This window comes from Bartonella sp. AU16XJBT (assembly GCF_028618665.1).
Classification (GTDB): Bacteria; Pseudomonadota; Alphaproteobacteria; order Rhizobiales; family Rhizobiaceae; genus Bartonella.
The window spans coordinates 49,326-72,436 of record NZ_JAQITF010000009.1 but is presented as its reverse complement, the minus strand read 5'-3'; the positions used below and the strand labels follow the sequence as shown (position 1 = coordinate 72,436).

The 23,111-nt window shown below is 36.9% G+C and carries 18 protein-coding genes and 1 pseudogene; 1 reads left to right on the top strand and 18 read right to left on the bottom strand.

Annotated features, from left to right (window positions below):
- Positions 1 to 36: 36 nt before the first annotated feature.
- The 5 genes and pseudogenes from PVV66_RS06535 to PVV66_RS06515 form a co-directional block, all read right to left on the bottom strand.
- A complete protein-coding gene (locus PVV66_RS06535; RefSeq protein ID WP_273717710.1) occupies positions 37 to 399 on the bottom strand; it encodes a hypothetical protein in 363 nt (120 codons plus the stop codon).
- A gap of 2,579 nt (positions 400 to 2,978) precedes the next feature.
- Positions 2,979 to 3,759, bottom strand: a pseudogene (locus tag PVV66_RS06530) (ABC-2 family transporter protein).
- On the bottom strand, positions 3,743 to 4,477 hold the full coding sequence (locus PVV66_RS06525; protein ID WP_273717712.1) for an ABC-2 family transporter protein: 735 nt from the start codon (positions 4,475 to 4,477) through the stop codon (positions 3,743 to 3,745). Before PVV66_RS06525 ends, PVV66_RS06530 begins: the two are co-directional and overlap by 17 nt.
- 64 nt (positions 4,478 to 4,541) lie before the next feature.
- Positions 4,542 to 5,561 carry an ATP-binding cassette domain-containing protein gene (locus PVV66_RS06520; protein ID WP_273717713.1) on the bottom strand — a complete coding sequence of 340 codons (1,020 nt, stop codon included), beginning with the start codon at positions 5,559 to 5,561 and terminating at the stop codon, positions 4,542 to 4,544.
- Between the two features lie 750 nt (positions 5,562 to 6,311).
- Positions 6,312 to 7,295, bottom strand: coding sequence for an RluA family pseudouridine synthase (locus PVV66_RS06515; RefSeq protein ID WP_273717714.1), 984 nt, complete (start codon positions 7,293 to 7,295; stop codon positions 6,312 to 6,314).
- Positions 7,296 to 7,531: 236 nt separating this feature from the next.
- On the opposite strand from PVV66_RS06515, the gene PVV66_RS06510 reads away from it, so the two are divergent.
- The gene (locus tag PVV66_RS06510) at positions 7,532 to 9,319 is read left to right on the top strand and encodes a glucan ABC transporter ATP-binding protein/ permease (protein WP_273717715.1); all 1,788 of its coding nucleotides are present in this window, start codon (positions 7,532 to 7,534) and stop codon (positions 9,317 to 9,319) included.
- A 489-nt stretch (positions 9,320 to 9,808) separates the two neighbouring features.
- Here PVV66_RS06510 and alaS read toward each other — a convergent pair whose 3' ends face one another.
- The 13 genes from alaS to rpmD form a co-directional block, all read right to left on the bottom strand.
- Entirely contained in the window at positions 9,809 to 12,475 is a 2,667-nt protein-coding gene (gene alaS / locus PVV66_RS06505; protein WP_273717716.1) for an alanine--tRNA ligase, read from the bottom strand.
- Positions 12,476 to 12,683: 208 nt separating this feature from the next.
- Positions 12,684 to 13,727 carry a recombinase RecA gene (recA, locus tag PVV66_RS06500; protein ID WP_273717717.1) on the bottom strand — a complete coding sequence of 348 codons (1,044 nt, stop codon included), beginning with the start codon at positions 13,725 to 13,727 and terminating at the stop codon, positions 12,684 to 12,686.
- A 377-nt stretch (positions 13,728 to 14,104) separates the two neighbouring features.
- The gene (locus PVV66_RS06495) at positions 14,105 to 14,236 is read right to left on the bottom strand and encodes a hypothetical protein (protein WP_273760965.1); all 132 of its coding nucleotides are present in this window, start codon (positions 14,234 to 14,236) and stop codon (positions 14,105 to 14,107) included.
- Between the two features lie 480 nt (positions 14,237 to 14,716).
- On the bottom strand, positions 14,717 to 16,036 hold the full coding sequence (locus tag PVV66_RS06490; RefSeq protein ID WP_273717719.1) for a replication-associated recombination protein A: 1,320 nt from the start codon (positions 16,034 to 16,036) through the stop codon (positions 14,717 to 14,719).
- Between the two features lie 8 nt (positions 16,037 to 16,044).
- The gene (locus PVV66_RS06485; RefSeq protein WP_273717720.1) at positions 16,045 to 17,439 is read right to left on the bottom strand and encodes a DegQ family serine endoprotease; all 1,395 of its coding nucleotides are present in this window, start codon (positions 17,437 to 17,439) and stop codon (positions 16,045 to 16,047) included.
- Between the two features lie 267 nt (positions 17,440 to 17,706).
- On the bottom strand, positions 17,707 to 18,135 hold the full coding sequence (gene rplQ / locus PVV66_RS06480; RefSeq protein ID WP_273717721.1) for a 50S ribosomal protein L17: 429 nt from the start codon (positions 18,133 to 18,135) through the stop codon (positions 17,707 to 17,709).
- Positions 18,136 to 18,159: 24 nt separating this feature from the next.
- Complete coding sequence (locus PVV66_RS06475; RefSeq protein ID WP_273717722.1) at positions 18,160 to 19,173, bottom strand: DNA-directed RNA polymerase subunit alpha; 1,014 nt, start codon at positions 19,171 to 19,173, stop codon at positions 18,160 to 18,162.
- A gap of 94 nt (positions 19,174 to 19,267) precedes the next feature.
- A complete protein-coding gene (rpsK, locus tag PVV66_RS06470) occupies positions 19,268 to 19,657 on the bottom strand; it encodes a 30S ribosomal protein S11 (RefSeq protein ID WP_005773294.1) in 390 nt (129 codons plus the stop codon).
- A gap of 116 nt (positions 19,658 to 19,773) precedes the next feature.
- Positions 19,774 to 20,142, bottom strand: coding sequence for a 30S ribosomal protein S13 (rpsM, locus tag PVV66_RS06465; RefSeq protein WP_273717723.1), 369 nt, complete (start codon positions 20,140 to 20,142; stop codon positions 19,774 to 19,776).
- A 180-nt stretch (positions 20,143 to 20,322) separates the two neighbouring features.
- The gene (locus tag PVV66_RS06460; RefSeq protein ID WP_273717724.1) at positions 20,323 to 20,901 is read right to left on the bottom strand and encodes an adenylate kinase; all 579 of its coding nucleotides are present in this window, start codon (positions 20,899 to 20,901) and stop codon (positions 20,323 to 20,325) included.
- A complete protein-coding gene (gene secY / locus PVV66_RS06455; RefSeq protein WP_273717725.1) occupies positions 20,898 to 22,244 on the bottom strand; it encodes a preprotein translocase subunit SecY in 1,347 nt (448 codons plus the stop codon). The genes PVV66_RS06460 and secY overlap by 4 nt, the downstream gene beginning before the upstream one ends.
- Positions 22,245 to 22,402: 158 nt before the next feature.
- A complete protein-coding gene (rplO, locus tag PVV66_RS06450) occupies positions 22,403 to 22,870 on the bottom strand; it encodes a 50S ribosomal protein L15 (protein WP_273717726.1) in 468 nt (155 codons plus the stop codon).
- 20 nt (positions 22,871 to 22,890) lie between these two features.
- Entirely contained in the window at positions 22,891 to 23,097 is a 207-nt protein-coding gene (gene rpmD / locus PVV66_RS06445; protein WP_012231985.1) for a 50S ribosomal protein L30, read from the bottom strand.
- Between the last annotated feature and the right edge of the window lie 14 nt (positions 23,098 to 23,111).

The window sequence follows — 23,111 nt, the reverse complement described above, 5'->3', positions numbered from 1 at the left end:
ATAAAACATTCAATAATAGGAATAATTTAAACTTCATCAAGGATTAAGAGCCCATGCACTATGAGTAACAGCATCGAACGTTCTTCCACCTGTCGCTCTTCTAGGACTTGGCGGCTTTCTAGTAAAGAAATATACAAGATATGCAATTAAACCAAAAATCGCTGCCTCCATCCCCATTAAAGCCGCAACCTTGTGGACATTTTTTTCAGCACCTTGTCCTCCAAATTGGCTAATAATCATATTAACAGCTTTAGTAACTCCATTTTCTTGTGTCATTACAGAAATGAAACCAGTATTTTGAAACCTACCATTTAAAGAATCAGCATTAGCACAAAAAACCTGCGAAAAGAAAATAGCCATTGCAACGACATACACTATACAATGATTAAATATTTTCATCATAACCACCTATATAATATTTAATAAAATAAATTTTATTTATTGTCCCTCTAAACAAAAAACATCGCATCATCTATCAATAACGTCTATCTATCTTCTGAAAAGAAGAATATAACACAAAATTTTAATTAATAATTTTATTTTAATTATCATTTTATGTTATACAATATTTAAAATTAATACAATACATATTAAATTTAAATTGTCAATTACTTGATATGTATTTTTAAATTGTATAATTTAGCTAAAACTAAATAATTATTTTATTGTTTTTATTATATTTTTTCTTTAATTCATAAATATTATAATATAAAAATATTACAGTGTTGTTTTTTAGTTACACATAATGTTTTTTATTTTTATATAATGTAGTAAGATAAACATATTTATTTAAATATTATAACAAAATATTTTTTTCTTATTATAGATTGAGGAGAAATAGCTAAGCGAGTAAAAATGAGCGTAAGCACAAGCTTAGATCTTTGATTGAAAAAGCTAGAGATAAGATATGACATTGATGGATGTGCCAACTTTAATCCATAAAGAAGCCATTACACATTTCAATGATCTTACAGCCATTTGTTTCTACAGAATCGCGGAATAACTTCCGTTTAAATTCGTTATCTTCCACAATTATAGCTTTTTGACATTAATATAACTTTAAGCTTTTAAGATAAAATAGAAAAATAATAATGAATACGCACTCTCTCTACCCAAAATAAAATGATAAAAATGTAAACCATAAAAGTCTCAACAACACCGAATAAAATTATTTTGTCGCAAATATTTGTAATGCCCTGTATTATATTTCTTCAGTTTATAAAAATGAAATCCACCATAGCCGTAAAATTTTTATCGTATATTTTTTAGATGAATATATAAAATTCGTGGATATCGAATGATATCCATATTTTCATCGCTATCAATCACAAAATTTAACTCAAATGCGCATTTTGAAGAGAAAAAAACTACGTAACTTTGATACGCATAGATTTTTTTGATCTATAAACAATCGGTAGTTTATATGCCCAATCAAAAATTTATTTTTGTGATCTTATATTTTCTCAATCGTTTTTTGTTATACATCAATACGAGCTATGCAATAACAAATCAAAATAGAACTTACCTATGAATTTAAACAAAACTTTAGAATAGACCATACATGCTATTAATGCATTGTTAAATGCAAAAGCATTCACAACACTAGACAATAAAAGATTCATTATAAATGTTAATATCGCTACAGCATTGATTTTTTCTGCTTTATATAATTTTTAAAAAATTTGGTAAGAAAATGTGAATGATACACAAAAAAGTTTTCAATCTCCATATCACAAATCACATTGTTTTTATCACTGTTAATCACAAACATATGATCGTTATCTGTTATTTTACAACATCAAATGAACGCATTATTTTTGTTTATTGAAAAAGAAGCTGTCTAGATTTATTTTTCTCTTTATTTCTTTAGACAAAATTAAAAACATAATTTTATTAATAGCATATCTCATAAGCTCTATAGAAAGAGCATTAACTAAATATATAATTATAAATTTAATATAATAATAACTAATCATATAACAGATAATATCACCATAAATATAAAATATAATTTTACGAATGATAATAACTTTTTCTTAGTTTCTATTTTACTGAAACCTTTAGATTCATAGTACAATATAAATGAATATATGATAGTAATAACAATAAGTATTGAATGCAGTGCTTTTATAATAAATTTAACAAAATACATCCACATCAATAATATCCACCATAACAATTAGAAACTAAAATGCTCAAATAATATAAATAAATACAATTTATTTTTAACGTATAAATTTATCATTTCAAGTATTTTAAAGTTAATAATAAAATATATTCATATATAATACTTTAATATTGAGACATTAATCTCTCTTTCGCTTACAAAAATCATAATATAAAATGAGTCATGCATACGAAAAATTAGAACTTTTCTTTTGATTTACAAAAAACACTAGAAATATATTACCTTATTGAACTCAAGCTAGTTGCTATTGTTTTGTGCTTTCTGGCTTAGTAAGCTCTGTTATTTTTCAGGCGATTATCGACCGCATCTTGCCCTTTCTATCGGGCGGCTTAGAAACTTTACTCAGTCAATTTTCTTATTATTTAAGAAAAAAATCACAACATAACAATATATTGCACGAATAAAATCCGCACGAATAACCACATTCTACCCATGTAAAAATCACCCGTCTTTGACAATTTTTTAGTAACATAACCGCAACAAGAACAAATCCAGCCGTATTATGAAGTAATCTTGACATCATCTTATCATTGGTTTTTGTCATCAAGCTGCCATCTAAACTCAAACCAAAATTGATCTAAAACCAAGCAATTCAACTCTCTGATTTCTTTTATAAATTCTTTGCTCGCAGCTATGAAACACAGCCGATCTTACGCGTCAATATATCTAACAAAAAGCCTCATGTGCAAATTTCATATGCCTTATATCGCCGGCATAAATAACGATAATTTATGGCACAATAGAATTATTCACTCAATTTTTTATTTTTATAATCAGGCTAACGTTCATCTCATCCCCCTAATCCATTAAATTGACGAATTGTTTTCTTATAACTTATAAAAGTCATAGCAATGGAAAGAAAAGCGCTCAACAGAAGATATCCAATATTCCATTCGCCTTTACCAAGCAACAGGGACACAGGCAAAGAAGCAGAAAAAGCCATGGGAAGCATAAACAAAAGCCATTTTACAAGATTTAAAGGATAAATTCCTATTGGGACAAATGAAAGCTCGTAAATCATTTCATGAAAATATTCGACTGGCATCTTACGACTGGTAACAAATGTTACAAAATTAAACATCATGAAAAAACAAATATTGACGATAAAAACACAAAATATTGCAACAATAAAAGAGATCCATCTAAGCTTAAGATCAGACATATCCGGTAATGATACGAATAAATAGGCACTCACATACAGAACAAATAGCTTGATCAGATTAAGTGGTTTACACCAACCAAACAACATCAACAACCAAATTGAAACAGGCTTTATCAAGTATGGCTCAATTTTACCATCCGCTACTTTTTCAAAAAACGTTTCAATAGAATGAGTAAAAATATTCACCAAGTAAAACAAACACCACAAAGATAAGATGAATCTCATCTCTGCTATAGTTACCAATTCTTCCTGAAAAAGAAGATATTCTATCAATAAATATGAATTGAATAAAATAATAGCACAAAGAAAGAATAAACTCCCCAGCCAAATTCTTACCGTAAACAATTTGTCGGCAGATATTCAAGTTGATAAAATGAAAGATTATTTTCATCTCAGCCACCTGCTCCATTATAAGCTTTCATTCCTTTATTCCAAACAATATGAATTAAGAATAAAAGACACAAAATATAAGCAAAACTTCCGAAAATAAACTGCTGAAACACCGCTAAATTTTGTGTCGAGAAAAATTCGGCAGGCGCTGATATCATAAAACGATAAGGATTAAATTGCATGAGCGGAATAAGCCACACCGGCCAAAAAGATGGTGGTAAAAGAACACCCCCAAGAAGCGCCGAACTGAGAATACTCAATGAAAGTAATATATTGTACTCAATCACCCAAAAACTTAATAAGGCAATTCCAAAAGAAAGTAAAAAACAAAGCAATTGTGATAGAATAACAACCAGAAAAAAGAACAGAAAAGCGATAATCAATCCAAAAATATTTTCATAAGATAAAACAAGCTTTACAACAAAAAGAGCCAACAACGGGATGCTATATAATACGCTCTCACCCAAAAAGGTAAAAAGCATTTGTGTCATATATTGGAATGGCTTTGTAAGATATACTTCTAATTGACCTTCTTTAACGTGATGAGAAAAAAACTTAATCACATTATAACCGTTATTTAAGCGTCCTAAGACTAAAGCAAATGCGTAATAATACATCATATCATAAAAGCTAAAGCCATTTATGGTGTTGACCGTATCAGAAAAAAGTGCATTCCATAATAGAAGTTGAATAATAAATGGCGAAAGTGTCCCAATAACAATATCCGTAAAAAACATGGCTCTATCACTTAGAACAGTGAGTAATCCATTCCTTGCATAGAAAAATATGCCAAAGCAATGATTAAGTAAATTCTTTAAATTTAACACGGAGCATCTCTTCAAGTGAGGGAGTAGACACAGAGAATGTACCATTGAATTGAGTTGTCATTTCCCGTATGAAATATGAATAATCTCCACGGGACAACGAAATCTCCAGTGAGCATTCTTCATTGTTCAGTTTTTTATCTTTTAAAGGCGCAGACAATTTTAACGAAAGTTCATCCATTCTCTTTACAGCAGCAGAAAGCGCTTGCAAATGTTTACAAAAAAATGTCACGCGCACCAAAGAAGGAAGCATATTTTTAAAGGTATTAAGATCACCGTAAAATTGTTTTTTTCCTTTATGCAATAGAAGAATATCATCAACGTAGCCATCAATATCCCCCATATCATGACTTGTGATGATGTATCCCATACCTCGCTCTTTTTTGAGTTTTGTAAGCAGTTCCCTGATTTCGTGCTTAGAAGTAATATCAAGACCAATACTTGGCTCATCTAGGAACAACAATTTAGGTCTAAACGATAAATTAAAAGCCAATTCACTTTTGACCCTCTCACCCAAACTCAACATCCGTACTGGCTTATCCATGATCGGCTCAAGTCCTAGCAATTCTGTAATCTCTTTAAGATCGCGGATAAAAGAGGCCCGTTCAAGACCATATAATGGTTGAATCATATCCAGACTGTAACGTAGTGGTAAATCCCACCATAAACAACTCTTATGACCAAAGACCACACCCAACTGCTTAAACAGATCTTTCTTAGTTTTATAGGGATTAGATCCTAGGACTTTAACACTCCCCTTATCAACGGCTTGTATACCAGAAAGTATTTTAATCAGTGTCGATTTACCTGCCCCATTCGCTCCAAGGATAGCAAGAGATTGTCCTGAAAATAGAGTAAAACTGATATCTTTCAGCACATGATAATTTGTATATACTGGCTTAAAGAGAGAAAGAATTTTGTTTGTAACACCAGTTCCTCTGTCTATGCTGCAGTATATTTTTGAGACGTTATTAACATCAATCAATAATGATCCCATCAGTCTTCCTCATTTCAACTTAGCCCCTCTTGGAACATTCCTATAATCTCTGAATATTTGTTTTTGTTCACTGTTAAAATCCCCCTTTCCTTAGAGCAATAAAGCGCACCTGACACTTTAATCACCAATTTTTAGTATGGCATCTTCAATGAAGCATTAAGCTACTAAAAACTTGTTTCTTCTTTTGTGAAAGATAATCTTTCGAATAAATTCAGATAAATGAAATAAGTAAAAGAATAATTGGTCATTGAAGGAGCACTTTACTCATAAATTCTCATTGTGTAGACAAAGATATAAACCATAAATCTATAATAAGTATTCACACCACACAGATAACAGAACAAACCTGCTTGAAAACAAGAATTTTTTTGAGATGCTGCTCCCTTAAGAATTCCTGTAAAAGGATTCAATTATTCTCTATAAAAAAATTAAAAATCGCCTTTACACATTTCAATAAACGTCTTCACATTTTATCTCATTCATCTTCCTCAACAGACACCTCTCCCCAATATACAACCCCTACAGATAATTCAAAGGAATACCTTCATAAGCTTAAATTATTAAAGATACACCCTATCTAGAAATAACAATACAATCAATATGGATAAAGAACTGTAGAAAAAAATGCATCATGCAAAAACACCATTTTCTCATAGCGATTACTAAAGCTCTCTTCTAATGATGCCCTATCCATCTTATCAAATTTATAGACAAAATTTTTATCAATCAAAAAAACACAAATGAAGTTTTTTATTCTGTTTCAGCATCATGCTCATTAAAAGACAAAAGGTTAAAACTTTGGGCCATATGGGGTGGTAAAGGTGCAACAATATCCAATATGCCTCCTGAAGGATGAGGAATACGAATACGACGTGCATGAAGGTGAAGGCGGTTTTGAATTCCTCCTGGTAATGTCCAATTACTATCAGAAAAAAAATACTTTGAATCGCCGATGATAGGATGATCCATATGGGCAGCATGCACACGGAGCTGATGTGTTCTCCCCGTATAAGGTTCCATTTCAAGCCACGAAAGAGCTCGCCCACGCGTATCCAAAACGCGATAGTAAGAAACCGCATGATGGGAATCTGTCTCACCATGATCACAAACACGCATTTTGTCACCTTGTGCTGTCACCTCCTTAACCATCCACGTTGAAATTTTGTCCTGCTTTTTTTTAGGAACGCCCCGAACCAACGCCCAATAAGTCTTTTTTGTTTCTCGCTCTCTAAAAGCAGCTGTTAAGGCCTGAGCAGCTCCCCTTGAGCGCGCAACAATAAGCACACCTGATGTTTCACGATCAAGACGATGAACCAAACGCGGCTTTTCACCTTTTTTATTGCGCCATACCTCAAGCATACTGTCTATATGACGTGTTAAACCAGATCCACCTTGTACAGCGAGACCTGCTGGTTTGTTAAAAACAAAGACCTTTGGATCTTCATAAAGCAGCATTTTTTTCAAAATGCTCCCATCATCCTGCCCACGAAGTGTTTTATCCGTTATTGGAAGACGTATCGTGTCATCAAGAGGGAGAGGTGGAACACGAACAGACTGCCCCATACAAAGACGCATATCGGCTTTAACACGCCCACCATCAACCCGTATCTGACCAGAACGCAACAATTTTTGCAAAGCTCCAAACCCAAGTCCTGGATAATGCACTTTAAACCAACGGTCTAAGCGCATTCCATTTTCATCTGTCTCAACCTTTTTTATTTCTACGCCTGCCATGAAAGTTCCCTTACCTGATAATTTTCCCTACCCGATATTTTTGCCTGATAATTTTATTGATCTATTTTTGCGCCTTTATAAACACAAAAATTCATATTTTCGTTGGCTTTATCACACCATATTACAATGAGTATCCAAAATTGCCTTTTCTTAACGTTCAGATTTTATTAGCTAGAAATTCAAGATTATAAAAATCAACAGCCTTTACGCTTAACAGCGAATGGAGGTAATTAAAAGTGTCCTTATTCAAAACCTATGCACGTGTTCTCACTTACCTAAACAGAGAGAAAAATGCATCCCTTTTAATCTGTACCGCTAATGTTATGTTGGCGATTATAACTATTGCAGAACCTATTTTATTTGGACACGTTATTGACTCCATTGCAGAGAAATCAGGGATCATCCATACCCTTGCCATTTGGGTTTGTTTTGGTCTTTTCCATATTATCGCTTATGTCCTTGTAGCTCGTGGTGCAGACCGCTTAGCTCATAGACGCCGTTTAACGGTTTTAACAGAATCTTTTGAACGCATCATTGCCATGCCTTTAATTTGGCATCAACAACGCGGAACGTCTAACGCACTCCACACACTTTTACGTGCAATAGACTCCATGTCAACCATATGGCTTGATTTTATGCGCCAACATCTCTCAACGCTTGTCGCCTTATTGGTTCTCATACCCACAGCCTTTCATATGAATTGGCGTCTTTCAATAGTCTTGGTTGTACTTGCCGTTATCTATGTCTTAATTGCACGTTTAGTGATGCGAAAAACAAAAGACGGACAAGCCGCTGTAGAATGCTATCATCATAACCTTTTTAAACATGTCAGTGATTCAATCTCTAATGTTTCTATTGTACAAAGTTATAGCCGAATAAAAGAAGAAACATCCATACTGCATCAACATACAAATGCTCTACTTAAAGCACAAAATCCTGTTCTCAATTGGTGGGCACTCGCCAGTGGCTTAAATCGAATGGCTTCAACAGTTTCAATCGTTTGTGTTCTTCTCCTTGGAGCTTTTTTTGTTGCAAAAGATCAATTAAGAGTAGGTGAAGTCGTTGCTTTTGTTGGATTTGCACAACTTATGATTAGCCGTCTCGATCAAATGAGCAATTTTATTCATTGTGCAATATCCTCACAAGCAAAACTGCAAGAATTTTTTGAAATGGAAGACTCAACCTTCCCTATCAACGAACCACAAAATCTCCCTTCCCTCCCAAATGTTAAGGGTAGCATACAATTTCATCACGTTACCTATAAATTCCCAAATTCTTCTCAAGGTGTTTTTGACATTTCCTTTGAAGTGAAAGCAGGACAAACGATTGCGATTGTAGGACCAACAGGGGCTGGAAAGACAACATTAATCAATCTGTTGCAGCGCGTATATGACCCTACCTTTGGGCATATCTCCATTGATGGAATAAATATACGCTCGATCAATCGCGAATCTTTACGCCAATCTCTAGCAACAGTTTTTCAAGATGCCGGTCTTTTCAACCGTAGTATTCGTGATAATATCTCAATAGGAAAAGAAAATGCAACAAACGAAGAACTTTGTGAAGCAGCAAAAATAGCAGAAGCGCATGATTTTATTCTAAAAAAAGCCGATTGTTATAACACAATGGTGGGCGAACGAGGATCTCAACTATCAGGCGGAGAAAAACAACGCTTAGCAATTGCACGCGCTGTTTTAAAAAATGCCCCTATTCTCATTCTAGATGAAGCAACAAGTGCTCTTGATGTTGAAACAGAAGCACGTGTCAAAGAGGCTCTTGATTGCATAAGCCATAACCGCACCACTTTCATTATAGCACATCGCCTCTCAACAGTACGCAATGCTGATATGATACTCTTTCTGGAACAGGGGTACTTAATTGAAAAAGGACACTTTCAAGAATTGATCGATAAAGGAGGCCGTTTTTCTGAATTTTTAAAAGCAAGCGGTTTAACACTCACACCACCAGAAAGAGAAGGAGAAAATGAAAACATCATCCCCTTACATGAAGCCATAGCATCATAAAAATGATACTCTTCACAAATCTCATGCCCAAAAACATCTCAATGCAAAATGTTGCCAAAATGCTTTGTTCATGTAAATGAAAAAATTTCTAAGAATAGCATAATCTATTTTTAATGTGGCGAGTGCACATGGAAGAAAACAAAAAACGATAGCTTATAACTTCACAAGCTTAAAAAACTGTTATACCAATAAACCTTGCGTTATCCTCTTCACAATTCCTCTTTTGAAAAAGAATAGAGATGTTTCTTTTAAAATCAATATAATAGATACTATTCTTCATGAAAGATATGCCTCGTTTACCTCATAAACAAAAGCATGAAGCATCGCACAATCTCGCGAACGAACACTACTTTTTTATCTTTACGATTTTATCTCTCTCAATGATGCTATCTCTGCATTTCAGCAATACACCAGACAGATATTGGTGATTTTTAGACGCCAATCTAACATAAAAACGTAAAAAACACCGATAAGAAAGGTTTTTACTTTTTAAATTTTTTCCAGAAAATCTTTTAGTGCTGCAAAGGCCTCATCAGCTTTGTTTCCCTCAGGACCACCAGCCTGCGCCATATCAGGACGCCCACCTCCACCTTGACCACCAAGAACAGCTGAAAGAATACGAACAAGATCAACAGCATTGAGTTTATCCGTTAAATCATCCGTAACACCAACAACAGCACTCCCTTTTCCATCCTCCGAAACACTGATAAAAGCAACCACTCCAGACCCAATTTTCCTTTTTCCAGAATCAACGAGTGCCTTAAGATCCCGTGGTAAAATATTTTTGACAATACGCCCCATAAAAGAAAGTCCATTGATGATGGTAATATCACCTTGACCACTTTCTGTTATTTTCCCATTCAACACCATTTTCTTGCGTACATCATTCAACTCTTTTTCAAGTTTACGACGTTCATCAAGCAAACTCCTCACTCGTTCTTCTAAATCAGAAGAAGAAGTTTTTAAAAGATCAGCAATTTCACGGATACGTACATCTTGGCGACAAAGATAAAGACGCGCTGCGGCACCTGTTAAAGCTTCAATACGCCGCACTCCAGCTGAAACAGAACTTTCAGAAACAATATGAATCAAGCCAATATCGCCTGTTCTTTCCACATGTGTCCCTCCACAAAGCTCAATTGACCAATGCTTTTTTAATCCTCCCTGCTCAAGTGGCGCCCCCATAGAAACAACACGAACTTCATCCCCATATTTTTCGCCAAAGAGTGCCATTGCTCCTTCAGAAATTGCCTCATCGACAGCCATGAGGCGCGTTATCACTTTATTATTTTGCAAAACAATCTCATTGGCTAAATCTTCTATTTTTTTTAATTCTTCCAAAGAAACAGATTTTGGATGCGAAAAATCAAAACGCAACCGTTCTGGCGATACAAGAGAGCCCTTTTGAGTCACATGAGATCCCAATACTTGACGTAAAGCCTCGTGTAATAAATGGGTAGCAGAATGATTGGCGCGGATTTTTTTACGACGAACAACGTCAACGGTTAATTCTACACAATCAGAGATCTTAGCATGACCAGATTTAACTTTTCCAAGATGAATAAAAACACCATCAGCCTTTTTCTGAGTATCATGCACCTCAAAAATAAAATTTTTACCCGAAATAATACCGCTATCACCAATTTGTCCACCAGATTCACCATAAAAAGGAGTCTGATTTAACACAAGAATGGCTTTCTGCCCTGAAGAAACCTCATCAACAATTTTACCATCAAACACAAGAGCTGTAAGAATACCTTTAGCTTTTTCTGTTTCATACCCTAAAAATTCTGTACCCCCTACCTGATCACGAACAGAAAACCAAATTGTCTCCGTGACAGCTTCTCCAGAACCCAACCAATGAGCACGGGCTTCCTCTTTCTGGCGTTCCATCGCTTTATCAAAGGCATCAACATCAACAGATATTCCGCGACGCCGAAGCACATCCTGCGTTAAATCAAGTGGAAAACCATAGGTATCATAAAGCTTGAAAGCAATTTCACCATTTAAATGATCCCCTTCCTTAAGCTGGGCACTTTCTTCATTTAACAAACCCAGTCCTCGTTCAAGCGTTTTACGAAAACGTATTTCTTCTAATTTTAAAGTTTCTGTAATTAAAGATTCAGCCCGCACCAATTCAGGATAAGCTTGTCCCATTTCGCGAATGAGAGCAGGCAAAAGCTGCCACATTAAAGGTTCTTTAACACCAAGAAGATGTGCATGACGCATAGCACGACGCATAACGCGACGTAAAACATATCCTCTTCCTTCATTGGAAGGAAGAACACCATCCGCAATTAAAAATGCCGATGAGCGAAGATGATCAGCAATAACACGATGGCTGGCAATAAAATCACCCTTTGCCTTAATCCCTGTAAGTTCTTCTGACGCTCCAATTAATGCACGAAAAAGATCAATGTCATAATTATCATGAACACCCTGTAAAACAGCCGCGATACGCTCTAATCCCATACCGGTATCAATAGAAGGATGAGGCAAATCAACACGTTCTTCCTTAGAAAGCTGCTCATACTGCATAAAAACAAGGTTCCAAATCTCAATAAAGCGATCACCATCTTCTTCCATACTTCCAGGAGGACCACCCCAAATTTCATCACCGTGATCATAAAAAATCTCCGAACAAGGACCACAAGGACCTGTATCACCCATCGCCCAAAAATTATCAGCTGTCGCAATACGAACGATTTTCTCATCTGGAAGACCTGAGATTTTACGCCATAATTCAGCAGCAACATCATCACTCTGATAAACGGTTACCAACAATTTATCTTTTGGGAGGCAAAATTCCTTTGTTAAAAGATCCCATGATAAAAAGATGGCTTCTTCTTTGAAATAATCGCCGAAAGAAAAATTACCTAGCATTTCAAAAAATGTATGATGGCGCGCCGTATAACCAACATTATCAAGATCATTATGTTTTCCACCCGCACGAACACATTTTTGTGCCGTTGTAGCCTTTTTATAAGGAAGCTGTTCAAGTCCGGTAAAAACATTTTTAAACTGCACCATCCCTGCATTTGTAAACATAAGTGTAGGATCATTGCGTGGAACAAGTGGACTAGAAGAAAGAACTTGATGCCCATTACGATGAAAATAATCCAAAAATGTTGACCGAATATTATTAACACTATTCATATATACACCTGCAGAATACCGCATAAAACCATAAAAGAAAAATCCCCTTCATTAAATATTCTCTTTGCCACGCATGGAGTCAATTTAATCAAAGAATGGACTATTTGTTCAAAAAAATTGAGAAAAAATGGCTGTATATTAAAAAACTCAAACAAATAAAAACAGAAAAAAACTTAAATGAAAAAATTATAGACGAAAAAACGCTCTATCAAATGACTTCATCACTTTCTATATTTTCTGACCCTGCATTTTCTAACAATTCAATCGCAATCAAACCAGCATTTTGGCGCAAAGCGGCTTCAATCTCTGTAGCTATTTCCGCATGTTCACGCAAAAACTGCTTTGCATTCTCACGCCCCTGTCCTAAACGCTGAGAATTATAAGAAAACCATGCACCAGATTTTTCCACAATACCAACCTTGACACCCAAATCAATCAATTCACCTACTTTAGAAATACCTTCTCCATAAATAATATCAAACTCGACCTGTTTGAATGGAGGTGCCAGTTTATTCTTCACTACTTTAACACGCGTCTGATTACCAACGATTGCATCCCGATCTTTAATAGAGCCAATACGACGAATGTCTAAACGAACAGAAGCATAAAACTTTAAAGCGTTTCCGCCCGTTGTCGTTTCGGGAGAACCAAACATCACACCAATTTTCATGCGAATTTGATTAATAAAGACAACCATACAGTTAGAGCGAAAAATTGCTGCTGTTAATTTTCGCAACGCTTTACTCATTAACCGAGCTTGCAATCCGGGCAAAGCATCACCCATTTCACCGTCAATTTCTGCTCTCGGTGTTAAAGCAGCAACAGAATCCACAACAAGCACATCAACTGCACCAGAACGAACTAACGTCTCTGTAATTTCCAATGCTTGTTCACCGGTATCCGGTTGAGAAATGAACAAATTCTCTAAATCAACCCCAAGCTTGCGCGCATAAATAGGATCAAGCGCATGTTCAGCATCAATAAAAGCACAAATTCCTCCCCCTTTCTGGGCTTCAGCAATAGCATGTAGAGCCAATGTTGTCTTCCCAGAACTTTCTGGTCCATAGATCTCCACAATACGCCCCTTCGGTAACCCACCAATCCCCAAAGCAATATCCAAGGATAATGACCCTGTTGGGATTGTTTCAATTTCAACAACCTGCTCTTTTTGCCCAAGACGCATAATCGAGCCTTTACCAAAAGAACGTTCAATTTGAGAGAGAGCAGCATCGAGAGCTTTTGTTTTATCCACGATTATATCCTTGACCGATTCATAATAATCTAACACTTCTAAAGTGTACACTGTACTTTTAATTTAACTAAAGTCTTGAGTTTAGATGTTCACAGACTATTTCCATCTCTACCCCCACGTTATGTCTATAACATATCATGAGCATCAAAATAAAGAATTGAAACTCCTTACCTTATGACACAAAAGAAATTCTAAATAAAATAATACTCCTATAGGAGGGCAAGTTAGCACATTTATCTCTCTCTAGAAAAGCAACAATTTAAATTTCAACACAATGTTCAACCTTTCTCCTTACCCCTTTGGTTAAATCCCTAAGAGAAAAACGCTCCCCTTAATCACACAAAATACATCATCAATAAAAACGACACCCTATTACATCAAAAAACAGAACGCCTTTGTGTTGCATCTCCACGCGCTTGTTTGAAAAAGACATCTTTCAACGCTCGCCACACCCATTTCGCGACAGTGCCCGTAAATGATATACTGTAAAATCCATTGAGCACCGACATCTTTACGCTTGAAACAACCCAGCACCACCATCATGACACCACGACACACTTTCCAGCTCCCAATGTTACAAAGCCCCTCGACATTTGAAAAGATTCATAGTGTCATTTTTAGTTTTTTCTTGTACAGTTTTTATCACACGTTAATTCCGTTTGTAACGTACAAGCGAATGGTTTTGATTGATTAGGTTTGGAATAAGAGAAACATACGGTATTTGGGGTTCTCATTCAACATACAAAACAATGAAATATCAATATAAATAAATATCTTAATCGCTTAAAACCGCAAAAACAAAGCAGCTTTAAGAGTTGAATGACAGATTTCTTAAATTATGAATCCATAAAAAGATATGCGTTTCAAAAAAAGATTGCTCTACGAGCAATGCAACAAGTGTTTAAAATATAAACTAACTTGTTCATACGGTGACATGAGGGATAAAAAATTAAATCCAAAATCAATAAAAATGTGTTTTAACTCAAATTTTATTGTTGATTTTTACGCTTTTGGCGCAATTGTTTCCACCATTCAAGACGTTTCACAATTTCACGCTCAAATCCACGCTCAACTGGTTTATAATAACTCTGTCGCCCAAGTTTTTCAGGAAAATATTCTTGTCCTGAAAAAGCATCTGGTTCATCATGGTCATAACAATAACCATCTCCATACCCCTCTTCCTTCATCAATTTCGTCGGTGCATTAAGGATACGCTTAGGAGGCGGTAAAGAACCATTTTTGCGCGCACAACGCAGTGCTGCTTTATACGCAAGATATGTCGCGTTTGACTTTGGTGCAGTTGCAACATAAAGACATGCCTGTGCCAAAGCCAACTCTCCTTCTGGTGACCCCAAATAATCATAGGCATCCTTTGCCGCATTACAAATGACAAGAGCTTGAGGATCTGCCAAACCAACATCTTCAACAGCCATACGAACCAATCTTCGCCCAATATAGAGAGGATCTTCACCAGCATCCAACATACGTGCTAAATAATAAAGCGCCGCATCAGGATCAGAGCCACGAACGGATTTATGCAACGCTGAAATGAGATTATAGTGCCCATCTCGTCCTTTATCATAAATGGGTGCACGACGCTGAATAACTTTTTGCAAAGCACCAGCATCAAGAATCTCTCCCGAGCGCGCAACAGACCACACTTCCTCTGCTAATGTCAATGCTACCCGTGCATCACCATCAGACATCCCTATCAAAACGTCTCTAGCACCATCATCCAAGGGAAGAAACTTTCCTTCTACCTCTTCAGCACGCTTCAAAAGCATGTCCAAACTTTCATGATCATGAGAAAGAAATGTTAAAACCCGTGCACGCGAAAGAAGAGCAGCATTAAGTTCAAAAGAAGGATTTTCGGTCGTTGCACCAATAAGTACCACCGTACCATCTTCCATCACAGGAAGAAAACTATCCTGCTGTGCACGATTAAAGCGATGAATTTCATCAACAAAGAGAAGCGTTTTATCCCCAGACATAAAACGCCTCTGCGCAACTTCAAAAATCTTTTTAAGTTCAGCAACGCCTGTAAAAATAGCAGAAACTTGTTCAAAGGCGAAATTTGTTTCAAGTGCTAACAAACGTGCAACTGTTGTTTTTCCCGTCCCTGGAGGCCCCCAAAAAATCATCGATCCAATTGAGCCCGCTGCCACCATCCGTGAAAGCAAGCCATCTTCTCCAATTAAATGCTTTTGTCCCACAACTTCATTGAGAGAACAAGGACGCATTCTTTCTGCAAGTGGCTGATTTTTATTAACTTTAGGATCAAATGACGAAGTAAAAAAATCTTTCTCCAAAAAAAACCTCAACGAATAAATTGGCGAATATACATACCATCACGTTCATATTCCAATTGCCAAGTACGCGAACGCGTTTGCATAAGAACTTTTTTCAACTGATGAACTGTTTGAATCTTATGGCCATTTACAACACGTAAGATATCTCCGGGACGAAAAATTCCAGAAGCATTGCTCATTTCATCAAGATTGGTAATCACAACACCTTTTGCCGATATGGGAAGATGAAAACGTCGACTATTTTGCGGTGTTAAATCTAACACTTCGGCACCAGCAAGAGGACTATCACCCGTAATTTTTTCAGATTTTACAGATGTAGTTTCCGATATTGATGCAACCTTTATTTGTGTTTTTAAAGTTTTGCCACTTCGTAAATATTCTAAAGCAAGACTATGACCAACGTCAGCCGTCATCAAACGATACCCAAGACTATCTGGACTATCAACGCGCACCCCCTGCACACTCAAAATAACATCACCTACTTTCAAGCCGGCTTTTTCAGCAGGACTGTCTTTAATAACTTCAATAATAAGAGCCCCATAAGGACGTTCTAAACCTAAACCACCAGCAATATCAGGTGTAACATTTTGAAAGGATGCCCCGATATAAGGCGGCACAAAATATTTTCCACCGCGTTTAACAGTATCAAGCATCACTTTTACAAGATTAACTGGAATAGCAAAACCAATCCCTACAGAACCACCGGAACGCGAATAAATAGCTGTATTAATTCCGATTAATTGCCCCTTCATATCAATTAAAGCGCCACCAGAGTTTCCTGGATTAATGGCTGCATCTGTTTGAATAAAAAAGTCAAAGTCGGAAATCCCAACACGTGTACGCGCTTGCGCTGAAACAATACCACTTGTAACCGTTTGACCAACACCAAAAGGATTACCAATAGCCAGAACAAGATCACCAACCTCAACAGTATCAGAATCCCCCAAAGGAAGAACAGGAAACTGAGTATCTTTTGCATCAACTTCAAGAATGGCAATATCCGTTGCTTCATCTTTGAGCACGACCTTACTCTCAAACTCTCGCCCATCAGAAAAAGCCACTTTAATTTCGCTTGCATCTTTAATGACATGGTAATTTGTAACAATCAAACCACGTGCATCAACAATCACGCCTGACCCTAATGATGATTGCTTACGAACAGGAAAATTATTTTGTAAACGACCAAAAAATTGCTCAAAAAATGGATCACCCGCAAAAGGTGATCGCGCTCTAATTTGCCGTGCTGCATAAATATTTACAACAGATGGAACTGTCTTTTTAACTAAAGGAGCAAATGAAAGAGTGATTTCTTTTTCTGTCTGAGGAACATGAGCATAGATATGATCAAACGATATCAGCATCATAATCGCAAAAAAAAGCCGCACCCAAAAAGAATACCTCATAATCTACTCCTTATAAAATCAGCCTATTCTGTTGAAGATTCATAGAATTTTAAAAAAGCATCCCCGCAAATAAAGGATCTCCATTAATATTTCATAATAGAGAATAAAAACAACCCATTTAAACAATAAATATTATAAAAATCAAATAATTCAATATCCTATAATTCTCTCTCACCATCTATTTCTCAAGTAAAACAAACTTAAAAATATGTATAAAAAAACCGCCTAAGATAAGGCGGCCTTTAAAAATCCAACAAAATAAAAAACTTATGAGGACGTTCCCTTCTCATTCTCAGAAGCTTCGATACGAGCACGATCCCCAGCCCCCTTCGCTTCAACATCACGATCAACAAATTCTATAACAGCCATGGGCGCATTATCACCGGTACGAAACCCCGCTTTCATAATACGCAAATACCCACCGTTGCGTGATGCATAACGCGGCGCAAGTGTATCAAATAACTTTGCAACTTTCCCTGTATCACGAAGTGCTGCAATTGCTTGTCGACGTGCATGCAAACCACCACGCTTACCAAGAGTAACAAGTTTTTCAACAATAGGACGAATTTCTTTAGCCTTTGGAAGTGTTGTCACAATCTGCTCATGCTCGATCAACGACGTTGCCATATTTGCAAACATCGCTTTACGGTGACTGGCAGTCCGATTCAACTTGCGGCCTGACTTACTATGGCGCATAAGCCCTCTCCTTAAATTCTAATTTCAATACTGATCTTCATAACGTTTAGCAAGATCATCAATGTTTTCAGGCGGCCATGCAGGAATTTCCATTCCAAGATGCAATCCCATACATGCCAAAACTTCTTTAATCTCATTCAATGACTTACGACCAAAATTTGGTGTCCGAAGCATTTCAGATTCTGTTTTTTGAATAAGATCACCAATATAGACAATATTATCATTCTTAAGACAATTTGCCGAACGAACGGAAAGTTCTAATTCATCCACTTTTTTGAGAAGTGCAGGATTAAAGGAAAGCTCAGAATCAGCCTCCTCAACAGGCTCCTTCTGTGGCTCTTCAAAGTTAATAAATAATGATAATTGATCCTGGAGAATGCGTGCTGCAAAAGCAACAGCATCTTCTCCATTAACAGCACCATTCGTTTCAATCGTTAACGTCAATTTATCATAATCGAGAACTTGACCTTCACGCGTATTTTCCACTTTATAAGACACTTTACGAATTGGTGAATAAAGACTATCAATTGGAATAAGTCCTATGCGCCCATCATCAACACAATTACGATCCGATGGAACATACCCCTTTCCTGTGTTGACAATAAATTCCATACGAATTTCAGCATCTTCATCAAGCGTACAGATAACATGATCTGGATTAAGAATTTCCATATCCCCAACGGTATTGATATCCCCCGCTCTCACAACACCAGGCCCCTCTTTATAAACGACGAGACGCTTAGGCCCTTCTTCTTCCATACGAAGTGCAATTTCCTTTATATTCAGAATAATATCTGTAACATCCTCACGAACACCCGGAATTGATGAAAATTCATGTAAGACGCCATCAATTTGTACAGCAGTAATAGCAGCACCACGAAGCGAAGATAACAACACACGACGAAGGGCATTTCCTAGTGTTAAACCAAAGCCCCGCTCAAGAGGCTCAGCAATTACGCTTGTAATATTTGGATTATCATGGGTACATGATTCAACCTTATTGGGTTTAATAAGTTCTTGCCAGTTTTTCTGGATCATATTTTTATTCCCGTTCTTTAGTTCCGTTACCATTCAATCGTAACGACCAATGTGAACATCAGAGAAATCTCCGACAACAAAAAACAACACCCAATTAAACACGCCGTCTTTTCCGCGGACGACATCCGTTATGAGGAATTGGTGTTACATCACGAATAGAAGTAATGACAAACCCAACAGATTGCAACGCACGTAGAGCAGATTCGCGCCCTGCCCCAGGACCACAAACTTCAACTTCCAAAGAACGCATACCATGTTCTTGTGCTTTTCTCGCACAATCTTCCGCAGCAACTTGAGCGGCAAAAGGTGTAGATTTACGCGCCCCTTTAAACCCTTGAGCCCCCGCAGATGACCACGCAATTGCATTTCCCTGCGCATCAGTAATCGTAATCATTGTATTATTAAATGTTGAATTGATATGCACAACACCTGATGAAATATTCTTACGTTCGCGACGACGAACACGTGTGGCTTCCTTGGCCATATTTTTCCTTTCAACGATCTCATCACTGCCGTAATATCAGCAGCTCCACCTTCTTTCCCTTGTCAAACCAACTTCAACAAGAAACAGAATATATAAAAAACCTCTCACACAGATTCTTATTTCTTCTTACCAGCAATTGCCTTAGCAGGTCCCTTACGCGTACGAGCATTCGTATGTGTACGCTGTCCCCGAACTGGCAAAGACCGACGATGACGCAATCCACGATAACAACCAAGGTCCATCAAACGCTTAACATTCATGGCAACTTCACGACGAAGATCACCTTCAACTTGATAGCCCTGATCTATCGCCTCACGAATCTGCAACACCTCGGCATCTGAAAGCTCATGCACACGACGCCCCGTGGGAATACAAACCTTTTCAGTAATTTCTTGAGCAAATTTTGGTCCAATCCCGTGGATATATTGAAGCGCAATAATTACACGCTTATTTGTCGGGATATTGACGCCAGCAATACGAGCCACGCCTACTCTCCTTAATTATGTTGACAAATTGTTATAAAATAACTGATGTACCTTACAGAAAAAAATAGACTCAGAACAAAACTCTTCCGAATCCGCCTATTGAACTGAAATAAATTAAAGTTGTTTGTGATAGATTTTATCTCAAAAGTCAACTCTTTTCATTTACTTCTCAAAAAAATCTTATGCAAGAAAACCTTTAATTATACGTGTCACTTCAGCAATACCAATCATTCCATCAATAACCTTCAACATTCCTCTCTCTGAATAAAATTTTGATAAAGGAGATGTTTTTTCACGATATTCTACTAATCTTTTTGCAAAAGCAACAGGATTATCATCTAAACGGACTTGTCCACCAGCCGCGACCGTCTCCTGAACACGCTTTTTCATACGTTCAATCAATGCGTCTTCATCAACACACAACTCAATAACAGCATCAAGCGGCATATTTTTTGACTCAAGCATCTGTTGTAACGCTTCTGCCTGTCCTACAGTTCTTGGATATCCATCCAAAATAAAACCGTTTATACAATCAGCTTCATCAATCCGATCTGATACGATTTGATTAACAATACTATCAGGAACCAAAGCACCAGAACTTATAATAGCTTTAGCTTTTTTACCAACTTCCGTTTCTTTAGCAATAACCTCACGCAGCATATCCCCTGTTGACAAATGAGGAATATTATATTCCTCAGTTAACATTTTAGCTTGCGTCCCTTTCCCCGCTCCAGGAGGGCCTAAAAGAACAACTCTCATCGATTTCTTCGACCTCCACGAAGTTTTGATTTTTTTATCAACCCTTCATATTGGTGCGCAACAAGATGCCCTTGGATTTGAGCAACCGTATCAAGAGTAACAGTCACAACAATCAACAAAGACGTCCCCCCAAGATAAAAAGGAACCTGGAATGCAGATATCATAAATTCAGGGAGTAAACAAACCAAGATAATATAAAGTGCACCCACAACAGTAATACGCGTTAAAACATAATCAATATATTCCGCTGTACGCTCACCTGGACGAATTCCTGGAATAAAACCAGAATGTTTTTTCAACTGATCAGCAGTATCACTTGGATTAAACACAATAGCCGTATAAAAAAAGCAAAAAAACGCCATTAAAAATGCATAAATAATCATATAAAGTGGTTGCCCATGGCCAAGAGAATAAGAAATGGCTTGCATCCATTGGGGCATTTTATCAGAAAAATTATTAATAGTGGCGGGTAATAACAATAAAGATGAAGCAAAAATAGGCGGAATAACACCAGCAGTATTCAATTTTAAAGGAAGATGCGACATATCACCTTGAAACATTTGATTACCAACCTGACGTTTCGGGTACTGAATAAGAATTCGCCGTTGAGCACGTTCTATAAAAACAATAAGTGCGATAACCAAAACAGCAATAAGAACGATTGCTATTAAAAGAAAAGTTGATAAATCAGCCTGACTATGCGCGGTCAAAAGCTGAGCAAAAGTAGAAGGAAAGTTGGCTACGATCCCTGTAAAAATGATAAGAGAAACCCCATTACCAACACCGCGTGATGTAATTTGCTCGCCAAGCCACATGAGAAACATTGTCCCGCCAACAAGTGTAATAACAGAAGAGATACGAAACATGAGACCTGGTTCTACAACAATTTGAAGCCCTGTCCCTATACCGCTTTCAAGCGCAACCGCAATACCAAAAGCTTGCAGAATAGCCAATATAACTGTTACATAACGCGTATATTGATTAATAACCTTACGACCTACCTCACCCTCTTTTTTTAGGGTCTCCAAAGAAGGAATAATGGAGGTGAGCAATTGTACAATAATAGATGCCGATATATAAGGCATAATACCCAAAGCAAAAATTGCCATACGCCCAACAGCACCTCCAGCAAACATATTAAACAGTCCTAGGACACCCGATGCATGATGCTCAAATGTTTGCCGTAAAGCATCAATATTAATACCCGGAAGAGAAATATAAGTGCCGAAACGATAGACAAGAAGTGCCGCCAGAGTAAACCAGATCCGTTTTTTTAATTCAGTTGCACGCGAAAAGGTACCGAAGTTTATATTGGAAGCAAATTGCTCTGCTGCTGATGCCATAAAACGTCTCCACTTCACACTCCAGTTCTTTAAATCACAGAAGTATCCTAAAATTCATATCTTTATACACAAATAATTGCAGAACTTAAACAATTCTCCACAAAAAATTCAAAAGAATAGATGTACCTCTTCTTTAAATAACGACTGATATCAAAAAATTATCCAACAACTTCAGGAAAAATAACCTGACCACCCACTTTTTCAATCTTAACACGAGCAGCTTGTGAAACACCAGAAATATGAAAGGTAATTTTAGCTTTCAAATCACCATCAGAAAGAAGGCGAATCCCATCCTTCTGGCGACGAATAATACCAGCCTCTTTCAAAGCAATCATATCAACAGGCTTTTCAATATTCAACTTACCAGCGTCAACGGCCAATTGAATACGTCCCAGTGAAACTTCATTGTAGGTTTTAGAAAAGAAATTTTTAAATCCACGTTTTGGTAAACGACGATAGATAGGCATTTGCCCACCTTCAAAACCATTCAAGGAAACACCAGAACGGGATTTTTGCCCTTTTACACCGCGACCACCAGTTTTGCCAGTCCCCGAACCAATACCACGCCCAACACGCTTACGATTTTTTGTTGCGCCTTCGCAATCACGTAGTTCATTGAGTTTCATATCTAATACTCCTGCAACCCTTAATCTTCATCTATAACGCGAACAAGATGCCGAACCCGAGCAATCATACCCCGTACACACAGTGTATCTTCTAAAACGCGCCGCCGACGCATTTTATTGAGTCCAAGCCCCTTTAAGGTTGCACGCTGAATCTGTGAATTTCGAATAGGGCTTCCAATTTGCTCTACTGTCACAGTTTTACCACTCTGAGATTTTTTCTGAACCATTTTCTAATTCCTTT

Excerpts from the sequence above, each read along its gene's own strand:
- PVV66_RS06460 (WP_273717724.1), bottom strand. The coding sequence starts at position 20,901 with ATGAGAGTTGTTCTTTTAGGCCCTCCTGGAGCGGGGAAAGGGACGCAA.
- PVV66_RS06515 (WP_273717714.1), bottom strand. The coding sequence starts at position 7,295 with ATGGCAGGCGTAGAAATAAAAAAGGTTGAGACAGATGAAAATGGAATG.
- PVV66_RS06485 (WP_273717720.1), bottom strand. The coding sequence starts at position 17,439 with ATGAGGTATTCTTTTTGGGTGCGGCTTTTTTTTGCGATTATGATGCTG.
- secY (WP_273717725.1), bottom strand. The coding sequence starts at position 22,244 with ATGGCATCAGCAGCAGAGCAATTTGCTTCCAATATAAACTTCGGTACC.
- PVV66_RS06525 (WP_273717712.1), bottom strand. The coding sequence starts at position 4,477 with ATGTTTTTTACGGATATTGTTATTGGGACACTTTCGCCATTTATTATT.
- PVV66_RS06535 (WP_273717710.1), bottom strand. The coding sequence starts at position 399 with ATGAAAATATTTAATCATTGTATAGTGTATGTCGTTGCAATGGCTATT.
- rpsK (WP_005773294.1), bottom strand. The coding sequence starts at position 19,657 with ATGGCCAAGGAAGCCACACGTGTTCGTCGTCGCGAACGTAAGAATATT.
- PVV66_RS06520 (WP_273717713.1), bottom strand. The coding sequence starts at position 5,561 with ATGGGATCATTATTGATTGATGTTAATAACGTCTCAAAAATATACTGC.
- rpmD (WP_012231985.1), bottom strand. The coding sequence starts at position 23,097 with ATGGTTCAGAAAAAATCTCAGAGTGGTAAAACTGTGACAGTAGAGCAA.
- PVV66_RS06475 (WP_273717722.1), bottom strand. The coding sequence starts at position 19,173 with ATGATCCAGAAAAACTGGCAAGAACTTATTAAACCCAATAAGGTTGAA.
- alaS (WP_273717716.1), bottom strand. The coding sequence starts at position 12,475 with ATGAATAGTGTTAATAATATTCGGTCAACATTTTTGGATTATTTTCAT.
- rplQ (WP_273717721.1), bottom strand. The coding sequence starts at position 18,135 with ATGCGCCATAGTAAGTCAGGCCGCAAGTTGAATCGGACTGCCAGTCAC.
- PVV66_RS06495 (WP_273760965.1), bottom strand. The coding sequence starts at position 14,236 with ATGTCGGTGCTCAATGGATTTTACAGTATATCATTTACGGGCACTGTC.
- rplO (WP_273717726.1), bottom strand. The coding sequence starts at position 22,870 with ATGAAACTCAATGAACTACGTGATTGCGAAGGCGCAACAAAAAATCGT.